The following is a 20788-nucleotide window of genomic DNA, read 5'->3' as shown; positions in this document are numbered from 1 at the left end:
TGGCAAATTCTGGGCTTGAAAACAGCCTTGACTTTTCCTTTTTTTCTTCTCTCCTGCAACTAATATCCAAAACCGGCGTCTTATGTACAAAAGACTATCTTAAGATGGAACAGAATATGAAAGAAAAACAGTTCACTTCCCTCATTGAGGAATACAAGCGAGTGATCTATAAAATCTGCTACATGTACGCTACGGATGGGGATAATTTTAAAGATCTCTATCAGGATGTCGTGATAAACCTTTGGAAAGGCTTCGAGGGTTATGAAAGAAAGGGTAAACCTTCTTCGTGGATTTACCGCGTGGGATTGAACACCTGTATCTCCTTCTACCGCCAGCAGCAACGCCGGGGCGAACATACTTCCTTGGATTCCCTCTACGGGCTGGAAGCAGAAGATAGTGGAACGACCAAACGCTTGAAAGAGATGTATCGCCTCATTGCGGGACTGGACAAGTTTGAACGTGCCCTCATCTTGCTGTGGCTGGATGAAAATTCTTATGAGGAGATTGCGGAAATTGTCGGCGTGCCGCGCAACACCGTAGCTTCAAGATTGAAACGAATCAAGGATAAACTTACAAAACAAGCGAATAGCTAAAATAAAACAGATTATGGAACTGGAAGAATTGAAGCAAAATTGGAATATAATGGAAGAAAGGCTCGGGCGCCTGGAAATGGAGCAGCGCCAGCAACAAAATAGTAAGGTGGTCAGCAAAGTAAAGCAGGTGCAGGATCGTGTGTTGCGGCGATTTACGGTTTTGATTCTCTGTTTGCCTCTCATGGCTTGGCTTTTGGTGCGCAATCAAGTATATGATTTCAGTGTACTGACGTGGATATTGTTGTTTTTGTTTGTAGTTGTGATACTCGCCCGGCAACTTACGTGGATGTTGTTGCTAAGGAAGATTGATTGCCTGAAGATGACTGTGCGTGAAGTGTGTCTTGCGGAGAGTCGTTTCCGGATGTCTTTCAAAGTGGGGATAGCTGTGAGTGTGTTGTGTGGCGTACCGTTGCTGGCAAGCATGATATGGGATATGTCCCAAATGGGGGATCGTTATATATTGATAGGCGCCTGGACTGGTCTTGTCATAGGGTTGCTGATAGGAATTCGTTTGTTCCTCAAAGCATGGAGCGGGATAAAAGAACTGAAAGAGGCAATAACGGATTTGCAGTAGTCATCCTAAAAAAAAGCAAGTACCCTTTCCACCCATCGGAAACTTCGATCTATTCAAGTTTCCAGGGTAGAAGGGGTACTTGCTTTTTATAGAACCGTTTGTTACGGTATGAATATACTTATTTAGAACTGTACTTGCGGTGCTGTTTCAGCTCCTTCGGAAGCTTCAAAGTAAGCGCGCTTTTCGAAACCGAACAGACTTGCAAGAATATTCTTCGGGAAGCGGCGGATGGCAGTATTGAAGTTCTTTGCTGCATTGTTGAAGTTGGTACGTGCCACGTTGATACGGTTTTCAGTACCTTCCAATTGAGCTTGCAGTTCCAGGAAATTCTGGTTTGCTTTCAAATCGGGGTAATTCTCGGTAATGGCAAGCAACTTACCCAATGCAGAAGTTACCGCACCTTGAGCTTTCTGGTATTCGGCCAACTTTTCCGGAGTCAGATCATTAGCATCTACTTTAATTTGAGTAGCCTGGCTACGAGCTTCTACCACACCCTCCAGAGTTTCTTTTTCATGAGAAGCGTATCCTTTTACTGTACTGACCAGATTCGGAATCAAGTCGGCACGGCGCTGATATTGTGTTTCAACGTTTGACCATTGTCCGCTTACGTTTTCATCCATAGTTACCAGTCCGTTATAACCAGTGACACCCCAAATGACGAGGAGAGCTAAAACAACAAGAATGATAATAGTTGATTTCTTCATACTTTTCTTTTATTAAATGATTATTAATTAGTTACAACTCTCAGAATCGGGAACCGGCACCTCCGCCACCTCCCATACCTCCACCGAAGCTGCCTCCGCTGAAGCCACCGCCTCCTCCGCCGAAGCTTCCGCCACCACCAAAGATGACCGGACCTCCTCCGCCACCTCCGCGATAGTTTTCATCATACGACTGTTTGCGGCGTACTATCTTGTGTCCGCAGTTGCGGCAAGTGTAGGTAACATCTTCCGTTTTTACTCCGTTGATCCGGGAAACCACTTTACTGCTGGTGCGTTGCAATTTGTGCTGTCCGCAGTTGGGGCATTTGCTTGCGGCACGTGCCGCCATCCAACCGATTCCTCCGGCAACAACAAAGAATCCGATAACTGCTGCCAGAATGCCGAAGAAAGAAATGTCTTCTTCATCATCTGTATCATTCACCATGCTGCCGTCCAGTCTACCGCATACGGCACGCACACCGGCAACCATACCCGCATCCCAGTTACCATCTTTCAGATAAGGAATCATGTCGCGCGTCTGGATACGTTTACAGATGGCATCGGGCAGGTCTCCTTCCAGTCCATAACCTGTATAGAACTGGATGCAGCGCTGATCGGTTACTAAAAGAATGACCAGGCCGTTATTCTTTGCTTTCTTTCCTACACCCCATTCATTGAGCAGGCGGTGCGCAAAGTCAAAGCAATCATCATTGCCGATAGACGGAACCACGGCAACTACTGTCTCAATGCCGGTCTGTTGTTCCAATGCATACAGCATACGGTCGATGCTGTCGCAGGCAGCCTGAGAGAGGATGCCGTCCGGATTGCAGACATAGCGCATTTTGTTCTGAAGATGTACTTTGGGGATATTGTCTGTAGTATAGACCTTCTGTGCCTGCATGGATAGCAGCAGGCATAGGAATAAACTTATGGAGATTAATCTTTTCATACTAATGTATTTGTGGGACGAATATAGGAAAAATCACATCAATAGATGTATTTTCCTACAAAATTCTTCACACGTTCGGTGTATTCCTCCGGATGATCCTTGTAGGACATGGCGTGTGTGGCACCGGGGGCAAGCCACAATTCTTTAGGTTTCGATTTTGCCTCGTAGAGAGGATATACCATCCAGGTGGGTACGTATGTATCTGCATCGCCATGAATGAAGAACATCGGCAGTTTGCATTTCTTGACCTGATTCAGCGAAGAAGCTTCCTTGAAGTTCCAACCGTATTTCGCGTTGCACAGCCAGCTGGTGGTGTACATCAACGGGAACGGAGGCAGTCCAAACTGTCCCTTCAACTCGTAGGAGAATTCGTCCCATACGCTGGTATAACCGCAATCTTCCACAAAACATTTCACGAAAGATTGCTGAGGTTCACCGGATACCATCATAGTGGTGGCGGCCCCCATAGAGATGCCATGTACTACCATCTGGGTATTTCCGCCGTAAATATCGTTGGCAATGTCCATCCAGCGCAATACGTCCAGCCGGTCTTTCCAGCCCATTTGAATGGCAGGGCCTCCGCTCAATCCCTGGTTTTGCAGGTCGGGCAGCAGAATGTTATACTTTAAATCTTTGTTGTAAAGGTAACCTATCATTAGCATACGGATGCAATCGTCCGTATAACCATGCACGATGACGGCTGTTTTGTGGGTAGGTTCGGGAGCGGCTGCGTAAATGGCATGCAGTTGCACCCCGTCAGGGTTGATAATAAAGGTATCCCGTAAAGCACCGACAGTTTGCAAACTATCTATCCAAGGCTTAATTTGCGGGTACTCGCTGAGCATATACTCGTAGGAGCCGGGAATATCTTTCCCTTTGTTGTGCTCCGGTCTCAGCGAGTAGCCGAGCATGTAGAAACTCGCACCTGTGAGGGCAATAAGGATAACTGCTAACAGTCCGATCAGACTGTACTTGATACCTTTCTTCATCTTTCCTTCCTTTCGCTCTATTTGTTCCATATTTCCCATGCGGCAAATGCTTGCAATAACAACATTTCCAGTCCGTTTTTAGTAACGGCGCCGTGAGCCTCTCCCTTTTTCATGAAAAGGGTTTCATTGGGATTATATAACAAATCGTAGAGTAAATGGTTGGGAGTTAATTGATCATAAGGAATATCCGGACAGAAATCCACTTTAGGATACATACCTACAGGCGTACAGTTTACGATGACTGTATATTCCTGCATGATCTCCGGTGTCAGTTCGTCATAAGTGAGGTAAGACGATTCCTTTTTTGTACGCGATACGAATACGCTTTCGATGCCCAGATTGGCCAGTCCGCGATAGACGGCTTTGGATGCACCGCCTGTACCCAGAATCAGCGCTTTCTTGTGATGGGGTTGCAGTAAAGGCTCAATGGACTGTGTAAAACCTATGATATCCGAGTTGTAGCCGACAAGCTTTACTTTTCCCTTCGGCTGGCGGATGATTTTGATGACGTTCACTGCACCGATCTTTGCGGTATCTTTGTCCAGTTCGTCAAGAAAGGGGATGACCTGCTCCTTGTACGGGATGGTCACATTAAGTCCGCAGAGGTTGGGATTTTCCTCTATGACTTCCATAAAGTCATTGATGCTGGGTATCTCAAAGTTTACATATTCGGCGTCGATATTCTCCGATTTGAACTTTTCATTGAAATATCCGATGGAAAACGAATGTCTCAGCGGATAGCCTATTAAACCGTATTTCTGCATAATTCTCTTAGTGTGCTATGTCAATAATATAGTAATGGTAAAATGGTGGGATGGTAGGATGATAACATTGAATCTTAACATGTTATCATCTTACCATCCTATCATTCTATTTAGTCGCAGTATAAAGAGTGCATATACCGAATGTCAGTCTGCGGAAATTAACCTGACTGAAACCTGCTTTGCGAATAACTTTTTGCATCACTTCGCCTTGCGGGAAAGCACGGATGCTTTGGGGCAGGTAGGTGTAAGCACTATTGTCTTTTGACAGGCATTTGCCGAGCAGGGGGATGACTACTTTGGAGTAGATGGTGAAAAGTTGTTTCATTGGAAAACGGTCCGGTGTGGAGAGTTCCAGAATGACGAGATGTCCTCCGGTTTTCAGCACGCGGCACATTTCCGCCAACCCTTTGTCCAACCCTTCGAAGTTGCGGATACCGAATGCTACGGTTACAGCATCGAACGTGTCATCGGCAAATGAGAGAGAGGTGCAGTCCTCCCGGGCAAAGGATATTTTGTCCGAGAGGTGCGCCTGTTTTACTTTATTACGTCCCACGTCCATCATTCCCTCTGAGATGTCGGTGCCTATCAGTTCGTCAGGCTGCAACTCGCGGCAGGCAAGAATGGCAAAGTCACCTGTACCGGTGGCTACGTCCATGATGCGCTTCGGCTGGAAAGGCTTTAACCAATTGATCGCTTTCCGGCGCCAACTGCGGTCGATGCCTAATGAAAGGGTATGGTTCAGCTTATCATAAGCAGGAGCAATGTTGTCGAACATTTCTTCTACCTGTTCACTCTTTTTTCCGTCCTCACCGTAGGGTTTAATATGTTCCTGGGGATAATCCATACTAACCGTTTATCACTTGTTTAAGTATTCCGTTACGTTCTTCTCAATGCGTGAAGCAATGTTGCTGGTATCTTCCTTCACGAATTGCTCTCCGGTGATGTGCTCGTACAGTTCAATGTAACGCTCACTGATGGATGCTACGATTTCGTCTGTCATTTCTGGAACTTGTTGTCCTGCCTTGCCTTGGAAACTATTGTCCATCAACCATTCGCGAACGAATTCTTTAGAAAGTTGTTTCTGTGCTTCGCCTTTTTCAAAGCGTTCCTGATAACCTTCAGAGTAGAAGTAGCGGCTGGAGTCCGGTGTGTGGATTTCGTCCATCAGGTAAATAGTACCGTTGTGCTTACCGAATTCATACTTCGTATCTACCAGAATCAGGCCACGTTCTGCTGCGATCTCGGTTCCTCTTTTGAAGAGTGCCATGGTGTATTTTTCCAATACGGCATATTCTTCGGGAGTAGCCAGACCTTTAGCAAGGATTTCTTCTTTTGAAATGTCTGCGTCGTGTTCACCGATTTCAGCTTTCGTAGTCGGGGTGATAATGGGTTCGGGGAACTTCTGGTTTTCCTTCATTCCTTCGGGCAACTTCACACCACAGATTTCGCGTACACCGCTCTTGTAAGCACGCCATGCGCTACCGCAAAGATAACCGCGTACAATCATTTCGATGGGGAAACCTTCGCACATCACACCTACCGTTACCATCGGGTCGGGTGTAGCTGTCTTCCAGTTGGGACAGATATCAGTAGTCGCATCCAGGAACTTGGCTGCAATCTGATTCAGCATTTGTCCTTTGAAAGGAATGCCTTTCGGCAAAACAACGTCGAATGCAGAGATACGGTCAGTTGCTACCATGACCAGTTTTTCACCATTGATGTTATAAACATCACGTACTTTTCCGTGGTATACACTTTTCTGTCCCGGAAAATTAAAATCTGTTTTTGTTAATGCTTGCATCATTATAATATTTATGATTTGGATATTTTCTATGGTTTTCACCACAGAGTGACACAGAGTCTCACAGAGCAGAAAAAAACTCTGTGAGACTCTGTGTTACCCCGTGGTGAGTTTTCTTTTTTCCCGTTCGGCCTTGGTTTCCTTATCAAATTTCTCGTAGGCATCTACAATGCGGGTTACCAATTGGTGACGCACAATATCTTTCTTGTTCAGTTCCACGAAGCTGATGCCTTTCACACCTTTCAGGATGCGGAGTGCCTGTACCAGTCCCGAAGTCTGGGAAGAGGGCAGGTCGATCTGTGTCATATCTCCCGTTACGATCATCTTGGTGTTCATACCCATGCGGGTGAGGAACATCTTGATCTGCTGGGTAGTGGTATTCTGCGCTTCATCCAGAATGACAACTGCATCATTCAACGTTCGTCCGCGCATAAAGGCGAGAGGAGCAATCTGAATGATGTTCAGTTCCATGTATTCTTTCAGCTTGGCAGCCGGAATCATATCCTGCAAGGCATCATACAACGGTTGCAGATACGGGTCTATCTTATCCTTCATGTCACCGGGCAGGAATCCAAGCTTCTCACCGGCTTCCACGGCGGGGCGACTGAGGATGATTTTCTTGATCTCTTTATTTTTGAGGGCACGTACGGCAAGGGCAATGGCAGTATACGTCTTTCCCGAACCGGCAGGACCTATGGCAAATACCATGTCGTTCTTGGCAAAACCTTCTACCAGTTTAAGCTGATTTTCACTGCGGGGGATGATCGGTTTGCCTGTCACGCTGAATACGATGACGTTACCCGACTTTTCTGCTTGCGGTGCATTTCCTTTGATGATGTCGATGATCACCTCTTCTTTCAATGAGTTGTATTCGGCGCAGTATTTTTCCAGTTTGGTAATGTTTTCTTCGAATGCGCACATCTCTTCTTCATCTCCCAACACTTTGATGACATTGCCGCGTGCAACAATGCGCAGTTTGGGGTACAAAGCTTTTATCAACTGCATATTGGCGTTATTCACACCGTAAAAGATAACCGGGTCGATATCCTCAAGAACAATCAGTTTTTCTATCATTGAATTGTTTATAAGTTCATGTCGTTTTATAGGTAAAACAGTTGCAAATTTAGTGAAACGTTTGGATACTTAGCTGGTTCCGGCTGTTTTTTTTGTTGCAGGCTTCACGATGACGCCTTTTCCATTCTTGGTGCAGTGAATACACTCTTTACGGAGTGTCCTTTTTTTGAAATCGAAAATGAGATTGGGGTTGAAATGCTGTCCGTTGATGCGGGTTTCAAAATGAAGATGTTCGGTGCTGGCACGTCCGGTACGTCCGGTCAGTGCAATGGGTTGTCCGGCCTTTACGACGTCACTACTCTGAACAAGATTCTTAAAATTATGACTGTATATCGTTTCCAATCCCGAAGAATGGCGCACAACGATTACGTTACCGTAAGCACTGTAAGGCTTCGACATACGTACAATGCCATCGAAGGCACTGCGTATCGTGTCTTTGGCGCAAGTCTTGATATCAATACCCGAGTGACGGCCGCTACCGCGTCCGTAAGGAGAAATCACTTTTCCTCCGGGAAGCGGAAAGCAATAGGCGGTATCAGGTATTTGCTCCAGATGCAATTCTAACAAATTTTCGTTATCGAAAAGCCCCGGTGTAGTAACCCGGATATGATTGATTTCCATTTGCGAGAAACTTGGTTTCTCTTCAGGCGGAGTATAAGCCAGTGCGAATGATAGTAGCAGAAAGAATATGTTCATGATTAAAGGTCCTTCTCATTATTCAAAATAGATTATTTTTCCTCCATCCGAAGAAGTATATTTTTTCAGTAACTCCTGTATCATCTCGGCAGCTTCCCGCAGACCTTCCTGTCCGCTGTAACCATTGACGATGGCAAGGATATGCTGGGTGCCTAAATCCATTTTGGTACGTTCGTTGTCGCTGGTGGGAGTACCGATACCGCCTACGGCATCGCGATAGACCGGAAGTCCCTCGATGTTCAGCACGCCCCGTCCGATACCTTCGAATGGTTCTTCTGCGCGTCCAACTCCCAGTTTGAGGTCAGTGCCCTGTATCTTGTCCGCATCGAAACCACCGATGGAATAACCGGTGCGCAGGGATACCAGATTAATCAGGTCAACCAATGTATCTATTTGGTAAAGGGCAATTCCACGCATCAGACGGCGTCGTAAGGCTTCGGCAGAAGGACGGTAACGGCTGGGGTCTTTGCCGCAACGTTTATAAGCTTCCCGGGTAGCTGCAATGGCGGGTTGCAGTTTGATGTCCTCCGGCTGGGTAGTGGAAGTCAGTTCCCGGGTGAAAGCGTTGATTTCTTCCCAAAGCCCTTCGCAAAAGGCTGTATTGGTAACTTCTGCATAGACGGCTGCACCTTTGAAGATGGGGCAGGCATTCTTTATTTCTTCTGATACGGTGATCTGGTACATAAACTGAAACTGCTATTTAAACTTTTCATGTAAAACAAAAATAAGATAATCACTCCGCAACTGATGGCAGCATCCGCTAAATTGAATACCGGACTGAAGAATACAAAATTGTCTCCTCCTATAAATGGCATCCAACTTGGCCAGTTAAACTCAAAAAGGGGAAAGTAGAACATATCGACCACTTTTCCATGCAGCCAACCGGTATATCCTTCTCCTATAGGTACGAAAGTGGAAATCTCAGCGGGTGTACTCTTACTGAAAATAACACCATAGAATATGCTGTCGATGATATTCCCGATAGCTCCTGCCAGTATCAACGAAACACATGCAATATAACCACGCTTATATTTAGCTTTAATAAGTATGACGATATACCATCCAATCGCGATGGCAAATATTGTGCGGGCAATAGTCTGAATGGCTTTAGGCACTATCTGCATACCGAAAGCCATACCGGGATTTTCTATAAAGCGAAGATAAAACCAATCCGTGATATGAATGCTTTCATTATAAAACATATTCGTTTTAACTTCAATCTTTATGACTTGGTCAAGAATCAAAATTCCCAATACAATGAGAAGCGATAGCTGCCCTTTGGACAAAATATTCTTCATATTAAAAAAGTTATGGTTTTGTGTCTACTATCATAATTCCCGATAGTATACGTCCTGATTTAATCCCCAGCCGTCTTGCCGAGAAAAATTCTTCATGCCTCATATAGGTACAAATGCCAGATGTCTCTATTTGCTCGCCGGGTACACCGAAGTCGAGCAACTGTATCCGGTTCGCAGCCCATAGGTCGATATGATGCTTATGTGTTTCCGGTTTCCATTCTGATATATAATCCATTGCAAAACCGTTCATGCGGAAAGCTTCGTACACTTCTTCGCCTACTTCAAAAGAAGGCAAGGATATGCCGGGACCGATACAAGCGATAACATCTTTTCCATCGGTTCCGTAGAGTGCCCGCATCCTGTCGAGAGTGTGTCCGGCTATGTAATTCACCGTTCCCCGCCAACCCGCATGGGCGGCGGCTACTACTTGGTTCTTGCGGTCATACAACAGGATAGGAATACAGTCAGCCGTAGAAATACAAATGCAGCAACCCGGTTCCTTGGTGATTAGTGCATCCACTCCTTGCAGCGTGGCCGTGCGCTCGTCAGATGTGGCATTGAGATACTTTTCATCAATTACCTCCACCTTTGTACTATGTGTTTGGAACGGAATGACTAATTCTTTAGGCTGTTGAGGCATGGAGTTACAGAGTAATTCCTGATTGCGACGGACAGATTCCGCATCATCTCCCGTGTAAAGCGTACAGTTGAAAGAGGCATAATCTCCTTTGCTGAAACCTCCCCGGCGGGTAGTTGCGAAACAAAAAATGTTGGAGTACGGTGTCATAACCCCGTATCCCAACATTCGTTTATCTTCTGTCAGAGCAATCATTGCTTGTCATCCTCCCAGTCTTCTTCCTCATACTCAAAGTCTTCCAGGTCTTCCACGTCCTCATCGTCTTCCACATATTCATAGCTGAGGTCTTCATCCTCACCCATGTCTTTCAACTCTTGCTGGAGTTTGTTTACATCCTTCGGACGGTGAACAATAGCTTCTATTTTGTTGCTATCCTTATTCAACTCTTCCCAAAGAATGTCTTTCAACACGGAAAGTCCCATGCCGGTAATGGAAGAAATGAATATATGCGGAACGTTTGCAGGGAGTGTAGGCTCTATTTCGTCCATCAATTCCTGATCGAGCATATCGCTCTTGGTGATGGCAAGTACCCGTTGTTTGTCCAGCATTTCAGGATTGAAAGTGCTCAGTTCATTCAACAGGATTTCATATTCTTTCCGGATATCGTCGCTATCGGCAGGCACCATGAAGAGCAACAGAGAGTTACGCTCGATGTGCCGCAGAAAGCGCAATCCTAACCCTTTTCCGGCACTGGCTCCTTCAATGATACCGGGAATGTCCGCCATGACAAACGACTTGCTGTCACGGTAAGAAACAATACCCAGATTGGGTTCCAATGTGGTGAATGGATAGTTGGCTATCTTGGGCTTGGCGGCAGATACGGAAGCAAGCAAAGTCGATTTTCCGGCATTCGGGAAGCCTACCAGACCTACGTCTGCCAAGAGTTTCAGCTCCATGATTACTGTCATTTCCTGCATCGGTTCACCTGGTTGTGCAAAGCGGGGTGCCTGACGGGTGGCTGTCTTGAAGTGCCAGTTACCCAGTCCGCCGCGTCCGCCTTTCAGCAGGACTACTTCCTGTCCATGCTCGGTGACGTCACAGATATATTCACCTGTTTCGGCATTGTATACCACTGTACCACAGGGAACTTCAATAATCTTATCTTCTCCGTCCTTACCGAAACTGCGGTTCTTGGAACCGGATTCTCCATGTCCGGCCAGTGCATGGCGGTCGTAGCGCAAATGCAACAGCGTCCAATAGTTACGGTTACCGCGCAGGATGATGTGACCTCCTCGTCCTCCGTCACCTCCGTCGGGGCCGCCATTGGGTATGTATTTCTCACGCCTCATGTGCGTAGAGCCTCGTCCGCCCTTCCCGGAGCGGCAATATATCTTTACGTAGTCAACAAAATTTGATTCAGCCATATTCTTTTAGTAATTAGTAGTCAGTAGGATATGTTTTCAGGCTGAAAGCCTTTGATTATATAACGTAGGGCAAAACACCCTACGTTATGAATATCCTTCTATTTATGCCCTGAACGGGCAGAATAAAAAAAAGTTTCACCTTTTCAGGCTACTTTGAGGAAAAACAACGTTATTTACTTTGCAGCGTCAATCGCAGCGCAAACGTCAGCAAAAATATCTTCCAATGCACCTTGTCCTTTGATGTGCTGGTATTGTCCTTCCTGTTTGTACCAGTCAATCAGCGGAGAAGTCTGTGAGTGATAAACAAGAAGACGTTTCTTGATTGTCTCTTCGTTATCATCGGCACGACCGGAATCTTTACCACGTTTGATGAGGCGGGTCATCAGTTCGTCTTCAGGTACATCCAGGTCAAGCATAACGCTTACTCCTTGATTTCTTTCAGCAAGCATTTTCTTCAGAGCCTCTGCTTGTGCAATCGTACGGGGGAAACCGTCGAAGATTACACCTTTGCTGTCTTCGAAGCTGTCGAATACACTTGCAAGGATATCAATCATCAGTTCATCAGGGATCAACTGACCTTGATCGATATAACTTTTAGCTGTTTTGCCCAGTTCTGTGCCGTTTTTGATTTCTGCACGCAACACGTCACCGGTTGAGATGTGGTTAATACCGTACTTTTCTACGATTTTCTCACTTTGTGTTCCCTTTCCTGAACCGGGAGCACCGAAAATTACAATGTTCAACATTTGTGATTTACAATTTAACTGTTACTTATATCTAATTCAAAATTCTTTTGCACACACACTGATTTTGCCCTATCTTGATGACCTGAAATAAGGCCTGCACCTTACCCGGTCCCTGTCAAGACCGTACCAAGTCCGTACTTCCTCCGTAAAAAGGTACCTTTGCAGGGAGAAGGTACGGACTTGGTACGGAGTTGGTAGGGTTTATATCTCTACATGTAGCATTCAAATCCTTTAATCTACTACAGTGTAAATATCCGCATAATTGCGTCCGAAACCGTCATAATCCAATCCGTAACCTACAATGAAGTCATTGGGGATTTCCATAGCTACGTATTCGATATTCAAATCTACTTTCAGCTTATCGGGTTTCACCAGTAACGAAGCGATATGAATCTCTTTAGGGTTACGTGTACCCAGCGTTTCCAGCAGGCGTTGCATAGTCAGACCAGTATCTACAATATCTTCCACAATCACTACCGTGCGATCTGTCAGGTCTTCGGTAATACCGATAACTTCCTTAATAACTCCGGTAGAGGACACCCCCTGATAAGAAGCCAGTTTCACGAAAGAAATCTCGCAGGGAATGGTAATGTTTTTCATCAGGTCGGAAGTAAACATAAACGAACCGTTCAGGACGCTGAGAAACAGAGGATTCTTACCAGCCAGATCGCGGTTGATTTCATTTGCAACGCGGGTTACTTCTTTCAGAATGTCCTGTTCCTTGATAGAAACAGTGAACTTTTTGTCTTTTATTTGTATGGTGTCCATAAGGGATAGATTTTTAAAATTGGCACAAAAATACGATTTTTATTCCACTCCATGCATCATCTTCTGTAATTTCTTTGAAAGCAGGAAGAGGATAAGAGAGGCTACACCGGACATGATAACGAATACCATAAAGAAGTCGAACATGGTTTCAATGCGGAATCCGAGCAGGGTTTTCACCTTCCCGTCTTCGGGATAAAGACCGCCTAAAGTACCTGCAAATTTATTGGCTGTAGAGGTAGAAAGATACCAGATTCCCATCATGAGAGAGGCAAAACGGACAGGGGTGAGTTTGTTTACCATGGATAAGCCGATAGGGGAGAGGGCTATTTCTCCCATGGTATGGATGAAATAAAGTCCGGTTAGCCAGATAAGGCTGACTTTTATACCAGGCTGTACATCTTTCACGCCGAAACAAATGACTAAATATCCCAGTGAGAGCAGCAACAAACCAATAGCTTGTTTGGTGGGGGAAGCCGGCTCCATGCCTCGTTTGTTCAGCGCACCCCACACACTGGGCATAATGGCTGCCAGTATAACTACGAAGAACGGATTGAAAGATTGTATCCAGGAGGCAGGCATTTCCCAACCGAGGATTGTACGGTCGGTTTGCTCGGCAGCAAAAAGGGTGAGTGAAGCACCTGCTTGTTCGTAGGCTGCCCAGAAGAATATAACGAAGAAAGCGATAATATAAATAACGAAGATACGGTCACGCTCTATCTTTGTCAGAGAACCATCCAGCAGAATACTGACGGGGAAAATGATACAGGCTGTGAATATCCCTATGCTGACCCAATCGTTGCCGAAACACCAGTAGAAGAATAAGGCAAGGACAATGGTCAGTGCTCCGAGAAGCAAATTGTTGCGCATCTTCTTATCTTTATCTATGGTTGTTTGCTGAACTGTTTTATGTTCTTTCGGTTGCTCCCGTTTGGCGTCCGGAATAATGCCAAGCGGCTTTCCGTCAGGACCGATCAGATACTTGCTCTTTTGCGTTTCAAACAGAATTACTGTGAATACTGTAACGATTGCCGCAATCAGGAATCCCCATTTGAAATCATTAGGATTACCCGTCTCACCGAAGTAGCCGCAAACCAGCGGGGCAAAGAAAGAACCCACATTTACACCCATATAGAATATAGTATAAGCAGAGTCCAGACGTCTGTCTCCCGGTTCATAAAGTTGTCCGACCAGTGACGAAACCGTAGGTTTAAAGCATCCGTTTCCTAAAATCAAGAAGGTGAGTCCCCCATACATCAACCAGTGGGAAAGCTCTTTAGTATCCAGCATCGACGCACTGAAGAACATCAGGAACTGGCCTACCGCCATCATCATGGCACCCCAGAAAACGGAACGCCGGATCCCCCAGTATTTATCAGCAATATATCCGCCGATGAGCGGAGTAAGATAAACCAGTCCGGTATAACTGCCATAAATAGAGGCGGCATGTTCCTTATCGAACAAGAGTGCCTGGGTTAGAAACAGAATGAAGATAGCACGCATACCGTAGTAGCTGAAACGTTCTGCCGTGCTGGTAGCAAAGACGAGGTAAAGACCTTTGGGGTGTTTGGATGTACTCATTATAGTATAGATATTTTCTTTATGGGAGGCAAAGTTATAGAATCTGATTAAAAAACGTTTCTGTATTCAAATAAATTGTCTCTTCTTTGTGCTGTAAGTGGAAAAAATATATTTTTGCATACGAAGAGGATGAGAAAAAGATTTAGCAGGAAAGAGGTGCAGTCGCCTCGTAAGCTCAGGAGCTTTCTTAGAATGTAAATACTCTGGTATAAATACCACGATTTACATTAGTAAATACTCATCCTCTTCCTTTTTTATCAGCTATGTAAGATGAATGGAATTCTAATAGCGGTACTGATTGTCACCGGCTTGTTGATTTACAAAATTATCTCTTCAAGTCGTAAACAGGAAGGATACAAAAGGTGGAAAGCCGGAAACCGCAGTAATACGGAAGATATTACCGATACAGAAGCTACCCGTAAAGGATGGTTCAGCCGGTACTTTGGTACTTCTGCTCCGATAACCATTCCGTGGTTCGGCGAGGAGGCGGTGGCGAAGTGTGCCAATCTGTTGGGAATGAAAGAAGAGGTTCTGAAGGAGATATTGAAAGATATTTCCGGGCATTACCGGGAATTCTGGATTGGTAAAAGAAAAGGAGGCTACCGTATGATTTCAGCACCGGACAAAGAGTTGAAAGCCATTCAGGACACTATCAATCATCGTGTTCTGTCCTTTGTGAATATTCATCCCGCAGCTACCGGTTTTCGGTGCAAGATGTCCATTTCCGATAATGTCCGGCCACACCTGGGCAAGCCCTATGTACTGAAAACTGATATTCATGATTTCTTTGGCTCTATACGCAGTCCACGGGTACGGAAAATGTTTGAGGACATGGGATATCCGCCCAAGATTGCAAGAGTGCTTGCGGCTTTATGCTGTGTACACAGATGTCTGCCTCAGGGAGCATCTACCAGTCCGGCACTGAGTAATATCATCTCTTATGAGATGGATAAAAAACTGGCAGCACTGGCTACTGAATATAATTTGGTTTATACTCGCTACGCGGATGATCTCACCTTTTCGGGAAATGTTTTTCCGGCGCAACAGATATTGCCTCTGATTAAGCAGATCATTCGGGAGGAAAAGTTTGAAATCAATCATAAGAAAACCCGTTTCCTGAGTGGGCATAAGAGAAAGATCATCACAGGCGTTTCCATCAGCTCCGGTGTGAAGCTGACCATTCCTAAAGCAAAGAAAAGGGAGATACGCAAGAATGTCCATTTCATTCTTACGAAAGGGCTTGCGGAGCATCAACGCCGGATAGGTTCTCATGATCCTGCTTACCTGAAGCGTCTGATTGGGACTCTTTGCTATTGGCGGTCAATAGAACCGGATAATGTGTATGTGTCCGATTCTATCGCAGCCTTGAAACACTTAGAGAGAAGTTATTGATTGTTGCGTTTCTGAGTTGTCGGTTCTATATCGTAGTATCCCTCTTCTGTTTTTATAATCTTGAATTTTCCCTCTTTTATCCATTTGTTCCAATCATCGAATAGTCCGGTGATATACTGGAACAGGTCTTCCGCAATGTTGATTTCCGCACCCGATTTCAGGTTCAATACTAATTGGTCGTTTTCAACGGAAAGGAATTTTTTAGCTCTGTCTACCGCAATTAAATAAACCGTTTGATTGTATGCACGGTCTTCGTTCAATCCTGTGTGGTAGTTGTAGGGGCCGATTGCATCGTCAGACATCGGACGCTTGGTTTTCAAGAAAGTGGTGTCGGTGATGGAAGCCCGTAACTTGCGAGCCTCTTCCCATGCTTTCTTATGTTCCGAAGCAATCTCTTCGTTTTTGATGTCCTCTTGAATTTGCCTGTACATGGCTTTGAACTCAGGCCCTTCACCTGAAATCGCAAAATTACCACTTTTGATGCGAGCGTTCACCAAGGGATTACATACTACCTTGTTGTTGCATACAAAACCGATATGCTTGCCTATCGACTGTTCGGTAGCGTCTGCCCATATCTTAATGGACTGGTCGTTCACTCTACCCATAATCTGATAGGCCATTTCACCTGTTCGCTCACTCATAAAAGAGTCAAGCCTTATAGAAACAAAATCTTTGGTTGTTACGATGGGCTCTGCCGAAAGGCTGTCTTGTGTGCCGCTTGTGATGTAGTACCAGCCGTTGGGGCGGTATGGTTCAAAACTCCCTCCTAGTGAAGTTAACGCTAAAGATGCAGTTACTAATAAAACAGTGAACGTTTTCATGCTCTGACTTTTTATATGTAGTTATTCAATCTTTATTTTTAGTCCGACACCTATCTCGCAAATCGGTATCAACTTGTGTATCTCGGCTTTTGCCCAGAAAGAAACGCAATGGCACGGATATAGCTCCCGAATATTATTCTCTTGCAAAGATAACAACTAATCAATATAATTACTATCAGACAGGACTAAATAAACTTGTTTATCAGACGTTTTCTATTATGATAAGGAATTACTGTTACTTTCTTCTGTTTTCTTTAATAATCCGCATTAACTTATTCTTTATGAGCTGTCTTCTCAGCGGAGACAAATGATCTATGTACAATTTTCCTTGTGTATGCTCAAACTCATGCTGAATGATCCGCGCGGTATATCCGTGATAAGTCCTGTTTTGTTCTTTAAATTCACTATTCTGATACTTTATCGTTATTGACCAGGGGCGTGTAACTTCTTCGTAAAGGTCGGGAATACTCAGGCAACCTTCCCCTGCAGTCCATACTTTCTCGCTATAAGCTATTATTTCTGCATTGATGAATGTTTCCTCTATTCCGCAATCCTCTTCCACAAAGAAGTGTTCTCTTTCCTCAGCGGACATATATGTATAGGTATCTCTGCTGTTTACTATGAACAGCTTGATGGGAAGATTGATTCGTGGTGCGGCTAATCCGCAGCCGTCCGCATCTCTCAGCGTCTGCCACATGGTTTCTATAATTTCCTGGATATTGGGATAACTCTGTTCTATGTCTTCACATTCTTTTCTTAATACGGAGTTGCCGTAGACGGTTATCGGTTTAATCATATTCTTTTTTGTGGCAAAGGTAGGCTGTAACTACCATTGTTCATCGTAAATTTTAGACGTATTTTCTATGTGTATACATAAGTTCTATGCGCGAAATTATATATATGCAAAAGGTGTTTTGAATGCTTTAAGATGTACTCTTGACCGGATATTCTACATTTTCTGACCAGTTTTTAGTCGTTTTTGCCAATAAAAGGACAGTAATAGATATATATTGCTTTTATTTTCAACATCTCTCAATTAATTAACCATTAAATTTGCAATATAACCATTAAATTTTATACGCTTATGAAGACAAGATTGCTTATCTTATTATTATTCCTATATGTAGGAGGAAATCTAGTAGCTCAAAATGCTACAATTACGGGTGTTGTCACAGATAGTGAGACTAAAGACTTCTTAATTGGCGCAACTGTCATGCTAAAAGGCTCGAATAAGGGAACAATAACAGATGCCAATGGGCAGTATACCTTATTTATACCTAAAGGCAAGCAGACAATCCAATTCTCTTTCATTGGATATCAGACGCAAGATTTTGATGTAGATCTTAAATCTAATGAAGTGAAGACACTGAACCTCGTTATGCGTCCGGATAATCATATGTTGAAAGAAGTCGTGATCAGCGCTCAAGCCAAAGGGCAGACAGCAGCGATTAAAAGTCAGTTAAATGCAACTGGTATTATGAATGCTGTATCTGAAGAAAAGTTGCATGAACTTCCGGATGTAAATGTTGCTGATGCTATTGGTCGTCTTCCCGGTTTAATGATCCAGCGTGATGGAGGAGAAGGTCAAAAAATCATCATACGTGGTTTGGATCCTAAGTATAACTCGGTAGCTATTAACGGTATGAATGCGCCATCAACAAGTAGCACTGATCGGAGTACTGACTTGAATATGATTTCACCGGACATGATTGCTGGGGCTGAAGTGTTGAAAGCCAGTACGGCCGACAAGGATGCCGATGGATTGGGAGGAACGGTAAACCTAATTATGAAAGATGCCCCGAGAGACTTCAAACTTAATGTAACCGGAGAAACAGGCTACCATTCACAAATTAATGGAATGGGGCGGTATAAAGGTGGTATCATGGCGAGCAATCGATTTTTTAGCGAAAGATTAGGTGTCATATTTACCGCAAGCGCTGACCAGACAGACCGGAGCAATGATACATTTAATGCAGCTTATAAAGTAAATGGTAATACGCCTACTCCTGGGTTTGATTACACGAAACCATGGATTACAGGGGTTAGTCTGGAATCAAATTTAGAAAAGCGTCAACGTTTTAACGTAAACCTGAATATGGATTTCGACTTGGGAAAAGGGTCTAAACTCAAAATGTCTAATCTCTTTAGTAGAATGAACAGAGATCGTGATATTCGTCAAAAACGTTATGATTTAGAAGGAACCCGATTGAGATTTCAACAAACTGACCGTAATTCACATAATACCAATATTACCAATATGTTGCAAGGCGAGTTCAATGTTTTGGGAGCAACCTTGAATCTCGGAGTGGGACGTAGTAGTTCGCGCACAAGAACTCCATACGATCACCAAATGCAATTCCGGCTGAATGCCCCCTTTACAGCTGATATCGATGCATTATCTTATCAACCTCCCTATTTGATAGCTAATTCTAAATTCGTCAAAGAAGATGATCTTACACAGTACTATCTGTATGAAGCTATTTTTAATACAGAGTTTGCCAAAGAAACAGAATACAGTGCATGGCTAGATTTAAAGAAGCCTTTTAGTTTCGGCGAAAAGGTCAATGGATACATTAAAATCGGTGGAAAGTTCCGTCAAAAAGAGAGAAGCCTTGAAACTGCTCGTAGGTATAGACGTATGGATTTGTCTGAAGGAGCTGATCCGGTATTCGAGAATATGCCTGATTTAACTCCATCATCTTTCAAAAATTCCTATATAGGTATCACTGATTTCTTAGATTCTGATTATAAGCCTCACGATTTTTTAAACAATAAGTATAAGGACTTATGCATTAATTTTGCACTAGATCATAATGCCATGAGAAACTTTTATAATATAAACCAAGATATATATGGCAAGATCCTTACTACAAAAATTCTGAAAGACTATGATGGGAATGAGAATCTTTGGGCAGGATATATTATGGGTGAAATAAATTTTGGCAAGTACGTTACATTTATACCAGGCGTACGCTATGATTTTTCTCACCTGAAGTACAATGCATACAGTGGCTCTAATGTTCCTGACAATGAAGAAAAAGAACATGAGTTTGAATATGAAAAGAGTAGTGATTCCGACAAATATGGATATTGGCTACCACAAATCCATTTGCGTGTAAAGCCAACAAACTGGATGGACATCAGGCTGGCATACACTGAAACACTGTCAAGACCTGATTATAATCTGCTTGCTCCACGAACAATCATAAAACCGAATGTGAATGAAGTAACATGGAGTCGTACTAATTTGAAGCCTGCTTTATCTCGAAATTATGATGTTATATTGACGTTCTATCAACCGGATTATGGACTGTTTACTATTAGTGGATTTTATAAGGATATTAAAAACTTTACTTATACTCGCTCTGCCTATATGTTGAATGGTACAGTGACGGATCCTGCTAATTTTGACTTACCTATGAGTTTGTCAGGTGGTAGCATTACCTATCCTTTAAATAGTCCATATAATGCAACGTTGAAGGGGTTGGAATTTGATTTGCAACTGCAGTTCCGCAAAATGAGGAACTTCATGAAAGGTGTGGTATTCAGTGCTAATCTTACTCTTATGGACTCTAAAATGAACTACTTTGAAACATTGAAGTCAAGAATTAAAAATCCGGATTTTACTCCCGGAGGTACTGAGAAGCCATTCCTTCCGACCAACTCTGACATTATATATACAGACCGGTTGTTAAAGCAACCTTCCCTACTATTCAACGTTTCTTTGGGATATGATTACAAAAAATTCTCAGGCAGAATATCTTGCAACTATCAAGACGGAGTATTGATTGCAGAACAGCACCGCCAAGATGCAGCTGATGTGGAATCTACGCGTCCATTCGTGAAATGGGATATGCAGTTGAAATATAGTTTGACCAGACAATTCTCTCTGTATGCTACTTTGTCCAACTTTACACAATCTTCCGATCGTAAACGTCGTGATATAACGAACTATCCGTCCAGAGTTGAATACTATGGTTCGGCTGCATACATCGGCTTTAAATATGATATCTTTAAATAAACATTATTCCACTAAAACACTA

At 43.8% G+C, this 20788-nt stretch carries 21 protein-coding genes; 4 read left to right on the top strand and 17 right to left on the bottom strand.

The annotated features are described in order from the left end of the window. Positions 1–104 precede the first annotated feature (104 nt). Both DW182_RS10080 and DW182_RS10075 read left to right on the top strand, forming a co-directional pair. Positions 105–593 (top strand): RNA polymerase sigma factor, encoded by a 489-nt coding sequence (locus tag DW182_RS10080; protein ID WP_118295413.1) that lies wholly within the window; start codon positions 105–107, stop codon positions 591–593. Between the two features lie 13 nt (positions 594–606). Beyond that, a complete protein-coding gene (locus DW182_RS10075) occupies positions 607–1167 on the top strand; it encodes a hypothetical protein (protein ID WP_118295412.1) in 561 nt (186 codons plus the stop codon). A gap of 122 nt (positions 1168–1289) precedes the next feature. Here DW182_RS10075 and DW182_RS10070 read toward each other — a convergent pair whose 3' ends face one another. From DW182_RS10070 to DW182_RS10000, 15 genes are all read right to left on the bottom strand, one after another. Then, a complete protein-coding gene (locus tag DW182_RS10070; protein WP_007212564.1) occupies positions 1290–1871 on the bottom strand; it encodes a LemA family protein in 582 nt (193 codons plus the stop codon). Positions 1872–1911: 40 nt separating this feature from the next. Continuing rightward, a complete protein-coding gene (locus DW182_RS10065; RefSeq protein ID WP_118295411.1) occupies positions 1912–2817 on the bottom strand; it encodes a YgcG family protein in 906 nt (301 codons plus the stop codon). A gap of 38 nt (positions 2818–2855) precedes the next feature. Then, positions 2856–3806, bottom strand: coding sequence for an alpha/beta hydrolase (locus DW182_RS10060; RefSeq protein WP_118295524.1), 951 nt, complete (start codon positions 3804–3806; stop codon positions 2856–2858). A 17-nt stretch (positions 3807–3823) separates the two neighbouring features. Continuing rightward, entirely contained in the window at positions 3824–4570 is a 747-nt protein-coding gene (locus DW182_RS10055) for a shikimate dehydrogenase (protein ID WP_118295410.1), read from the bottom strand. A 106-nt stretch (positions 4571–4676) separates the two neighbouring features. Then, positions 4677–5414, bottom strand: a complete 738-nt coding sequence (gene ubiE / locus DW182_RS10050) for a bifunctional demethylmenaquinone methyltransferase/2-methoxy-6-polyprenyl-1,4-benzoquinol methylase UbiE (protein WP_118295409.1) — start codon at positions 5412–5414, stop codon at positions 4677–4679. A gap of 12 nt (positions 5415–5426) precedes the next feature. Then, the gene (locus tag DW182_RS10045; protein ID WP_118295523.1) at positions 5427–6371 is read right to left on the bottom strand and encodes a phosphoribosylaminoimidazolesuccinocarboxamide synthase; all 945 of its coding nucleotides are present in this window, start codon (positions 6369–6371) and stop codon (positions 5427–5429) included. 96 nt (positions 6372–6467) lie between these two features. Continuing rightward, entirely contained in the window at positions 6468–7445 is a 978-nt protein-coding gene (locus tag DW182_RS10040) for a PhoH family protein (protein WP_007212570.1), read from the bottom strand. A 69-nt stretch (positions 7446–7514) separates the two neighbouring features. Next, a complete protein-coding gene (locus DW182_RS10035) occupies positions 7515–8144 on the bottom strand; it encodes a M23 family metallopeptidase (protein WP_370449802.1) in 630 nt (209 codons plus the stop codon). Between the two features lie 15 nt (positions 8145–8159). Then, positions 8160–8825 (bottom strand): B3/4 domain-containing protein, encoded by a 666-nt coding sequence (locus DW182_RS10030; RefSeq protein ID WP_115502611.1) that lies wholly within the window; start codon positions 8823–8825, stop codon positions 8160–8162. Further along, the gene (locus DW182_RS10025) at positions 8795–9439 is read right to left on the bottom strand and encodes a lipoprotein signal peptidase (RefSeq protein ID WP_044532590.1); all 645 of its coding nucleotides are present in this window, start codon (positions 9437–9439) and stop codon (positions 8795–8797) included. Before DW182_RS10025 ends, DW182_RS10030 begins: the two co-directional genes overlap by 31 nt. A 10-nt stretch (positions 9440–9449) precedes the next feature. Beyond that, positions 9450–10271: a peptidoglycan editing factor PgeF gene (gene pgeF, locus DW182_RS10020; protein ID WP_118295407.1), complete on the bottom strand. Its 822-nt coding sequence runs from the start codon at positions 10269–10271 to the stop codon at positions 9450–9452. After that, positions 10268–11440, bottom strand: coding sequence for a GTPase ObgE (gene obgE, locus DW182_RS10015; RefSeq protein ID WP_118295406.1), 1173 nt, complete (start codon positions 11438–11440; stop codon positions 10268–10270). Before obgE ends, pgeF begins: the two co-directional genes overlap by 4 nt. Positions 11441–11613: 173 nt before the next feature. Next, positions 11614–12186 carry an adenylate kinase gene (locus DW182_RS10010; protein WP_117707313.1) on the bottom strand — a complete coding sequence of 191 codons (573 nt, stop codon included), beginning with the start codon at positions 12184–12186 and terminating at the stop codon, positions 11614–11616. A gap of 231 nt (positions 12187–12417) precedes the next feature. After that, positions 12418–12954 (bottom strand): hypoxanthine phosphoribosyltransferase, encoded by a 537-nt coding sequence (gene hpt, locus DW182_RS10005; protein WP_007666701.1) that lies wholly within the window; start codon positions 12952–12954, stop codon positions 12418–12420. Positions 12955–12993: 39 nt separating this feature from the next. After that, positions 12994–14532: a peptide MFS transporter gene (locus DW182_RS10000; RefSeq protein WP_118295405.1), complete on the bottom strand. Its 1539-nt coding sequence runs from the start codon at positions 14530–14532 to the stop codon at positions 12994–12996. Positions 14533–14802: 270 nt separating this feature from the next. Between DW182_RS10000 and DW182_RS09995 the strand changes: the two genes are divergently transcribed. After that, positions 14803–15924 carry a retron St85 family RNA-directed DNA polymerase gene (locus DW182_RS09995; RefSeq protein WP_118295404.1) on the top strand — a complete coding sequence of 374 codons (1122 nt, stop codon included), beginning with the start codon at positions 14803–14805 and terminating at the stop codon, positions 15922–15924. On the opposite strand, the gene DW182_RS09990 is transcribed toward DW182_RS09995, so the two are convergent. Both DW182_RS09990 and def read right to left on the bottom strand, forming a co-directional pair. Beyond that, a complete protein-coding gene (locus tag DW182_RS09990) occupies positions 15918–16745 on the bottom strand; it encodes a hypothetical protein (protein WP_118295403.1) in 828 nt (275 codons plus the stop codon). The two genes, DW182_RS09995 and DW182_RS09990, sit on opposite strands and share 7 nt — an antisense overlap. A gap of 235 nt (positions 16746–16980) precedes the next feature. Continuing rightward, the gene (def, locus tag DW182_RS09980; RefSeq protein WP_118295402.1) at positions 16981–17541 is read right to left on the bottom strand and encodes a peptide deformylase; all 561 of its coding nucleotides are present in this window, start codon (positions 17539–17541) and stop codon (positions 16981–16983) included. Between the two features lie 288 nt (positions 17542–17829). On the opposite strand from def, the gene DW182_RS09975 reads away from it, so the two are divergent. After that, positions 17830–20766, top strand: coding sequence for a TonB-dependent receptor (locus tag DW182_RS09975; RefSeq protein ID WP_007666692.1), 2937 nt, complete (start codon positions 17830–17832; stop codon positions 20764–20766). The last annotated feature ends 22 nt before the right edge of the window (positions 20767–20788 follow it).

It is taken from the genome of Bacteroides sp. AM16-24 (genome assembly GCF_003471885.1).
GTDB lineage: Bacteria > Bacteroidota > Bacteroidia > Bacteroidales > Bacteroidaceae > Bacteroides.
Note: the sequence above shows the minus strand (reverse complement) of the source record. Positions and strands in the feature narration are given on the sequence as shown.

Coding starts and splice junctions, on each gene's coding strand:
- pgeF (WP_118295407.1), bottom strand. CDS start 10,271: ATGATTGCTCTGACAGAAGATAAACGAATGTTGGGATACGGGGTTATG.
- DW182_RS10060 (WP_118295524.1), bottom strand. CDS start 3,806: ATGAAGAAAGGTATCAAGTACAGTCTGATCGGACTGTTAGCAGTTATC.
- DW182_RS10065 (WP_118295411.1), bottom strand. CDS start 2,817: ATGAAAAGATTAATCTCCATAAGTTTATTCCTATGCCTGCTGCTATCC.
- DW182_RS09975 (WP_007666692.1), top strand. CDS start 17,830: ATGAAGACAAGATTGCTTATCTTATTATTATTCCTATATGTAGGAGGA.
- DW182_RS10055 (WP_118295410.1), bottom strand. CDS start 4,570: ATGCAGAAATACGGTTTAATAGGCTATCCGCTGAGACATTCGTTTTCC.
- DW182_RS10040 (WP_007212570.1), bottom strand. CDS start 7,445: ATGATAGAAAAACTGATTGTTCTTGAGGATATCGACCCGGTTATCTTT.
- DW182_RS10070 (WP_007212564.1), bottom strand. CDS start 1,871: ATGAAGAAATCAACTATTATCATTCTTGTTGTTTTAGCTCTCCTCGTC.
- DW182_RS10010 (WP_117707313.1), bottom strand. CDS start 12,186: ATGTTGAACATTGTAATTTTCGGTGCTCCCGGTTCAGGAAAGGGAACA.
- obgE (WP_118295406.1), bottom strand. CDS start 11,440: ATGGCTGAATCAAATTTTGTTGACTACGTAAAGATATATTGCCGCTCC.
- def (WP_118295402.1), bottom strand. CDS start 17,541: ATGATTAAACCGATAACCGTCTACGGCAACTCCGTATTAAGAAAAGAA.
- DW182_RS10080 (WP_118295413.1), top strand. CDS start 105: ATGGAACAGAATATGAAAGAAAAACAGTTCACTTCCCTCATTGAGGAA.
- DW182_RS10000 (WP_118295405.1), bottom strand. CDS start 14,532: ATGAGTACATCCAAACACCCCAAAGGTCTTTACCTCGTCTTTGCTACC.
- DW182_RS09990 (WP_118295403.1), bottom strand. CDS start 16,745: ATGAAAACGTTCACTGTTTTATTAGTAACTGCATCTTTAGCGTTAACT.
- ubiE (WP_118295409.1), bottom strand. CDS start 5,414: ATGGATTATCCCCAGGAACATATTAAACCCTACGGTGAGGACGGAAAA.
- DW182_RS10025 (WP_044532590.1), bottom strand. CDS start 9,439: ATGAAGAATATTTTGTCCAAAGGGCAGCTATCGCTTCTCATTGTATTG.
- DW182_RS10045 (WP_118295523.1), bottom strand. CDS start 6,371: ATGCAAGCATTAACAAAAACAGATTTTAATTTTCCGGGACAGAAAAGT.
- DW182_RS10075 (WP_118295412.1), top strand. CDS start 607: ATGGAACTGGAAGAATTGAAGCAAAATTGGAATATAATGGAAGAAAGG.
- DW182_RS09995 (WP_118295404.1), top strand. CDS start 14,803: ATGAATGGAATTCTAATAGCGGTACTGATTGTCACCGGCTTGTTGATT.
- DW182_RS10030 (WP_115502611.1), bottom strand. CDS start 8,825: ATGTACCAGATCACCGTATCAGAAGAAATAAAGAATGCCTGCCCCATC.
- hpt (WP_007666701.1), bottom strand. CDS start 12,954: ATGGACACCATACAAATAAAAGACAAAAAGTTCACTGTTTCTATCAAG.